The sequence below is a fragment of the Mycoplasmopsis cricetuli ATCC 35279 genome, assembly GCF_000526955.1.
Classification (GTDB): domain Bacteria; phylum Bacillota_I; class Bacilli_A; order Mycoplasmatales; family Metamycoplasmataceae; genus Mycoplasmopsis; species Mycoplasmopsis cricetuli.
Map to the genome: position 1 here is coordinate 1 of NZ_JAHB01000044.1, position 1,295 is coordinate 1,295.

The following is a 1,295-nucleotide window of genomic DNA, read 5'->3' on the forward strand; positions in this document are numbered from 1 at the left end:
AGTAAAATTGATGATTCTAAAATAAAAACTCTTGAAGATAAACTAAAAAGTTTAGAAAAAACAGCTGATGAGTTAAAAAACAAACAAGTTCAAACTGATAAAACTAATGAAGAAATAGATAAATTTTCTCAAAAAGCAACTACTTCTATAGAAGAATTAGAAAAAATTAAAGCGAAACTAGATGAAAATATTGCAAAAGATGATAATAATGAATCATTAACTAAAATTGAAGAATTTTCAAAAGAATTAAAAAGCTTTCTTGATGAAATAAATAAAATAGGTATTCTTCAATCTAAATCTAATACAATTGAAGATTTATTGGAAAAAATTAAAAATAAAAATAATGAACTTCAAGAAATTAAAAAAGAATTGAAAAAAATTATAAAATTACTAGATCCTATCTGAAATGAATTAAGTAGTGAAGATAAAATAGAAAAATTAGATCCATTATTAGACAAATTTGAAAATGTTTTAAAATTATCAGATTTATCACAAATGAAAAATGAATTAGAAAAAATTGAATCAGATTTAACTAAAGTTTTAGACAATGCAATTAAATTTAACAGATTAAAAAAATTAATAAAAAAATTCGAAAAAGAAATAAATAAATTTGAAAATAAAGTAGATGATATTATAGAAAATATAGATGATGAAGACTATGAAGATATAGTCTCACAAATTGAAAAATTTAATGATAAAACAGAAAAACTTTTTTCAGATGTTAAACAAAAAATAAACAATACAAATCTGGAAATAAATTTTGAAGAACTTGACAAAAAAATACAAAGTCTTACAAATGAATTAAATGAATTCTTAAAACAATTAAAAGACAAATATAAAATAATGGAAATTTTAGAGGAAATAAAAAAACTAAGAGATGAAATAAACAAAGATATTACAGATCAAATGAAAATAATTGAATTAGCAAAAAAAGCAAATGAATTGCAACAGTTAACAAAAAATATAAATATTGTAATTAGAGAAAATCAAGCTCTTGATATCCTTAAAGAAAAATTTCAAAATGATAGCTCAGTTGAAGTTGGAACTCAAACAAAACCAACTACTTCAAATATACCATATGTGTTTTCTAAAATTTCAAGTTCAAGCACCAAGATAACTTATTCACTTGAAATTCCTCATTCAAATACTGAATTCTCTTTAACAAATAATGAAAAACTATTTTTAGAATTTAATGCAATCTACAATGATGGTTCAAATGATCAAACACAAATGTTATCAACTGAATCTAAAACAGGCACAACTGCAGAAAAATCAACTGAATACACATATAAATA

Annotated in this window: 1 protein-coding gene; it reads left to right on the forward strand. The window is 21.3% G+C overall.

Annotation, left to right across the window (positions count from 1 at the left end; translation table 4 throughout):
- Nucleotides 1-1,295 (forward strand): coiled-coil domain-containing protein (locus U744_RS04780; RefSeq protein ID WP_025755754.1); only part of this gene is annotated, 1,295 nt, incomplete at both ends.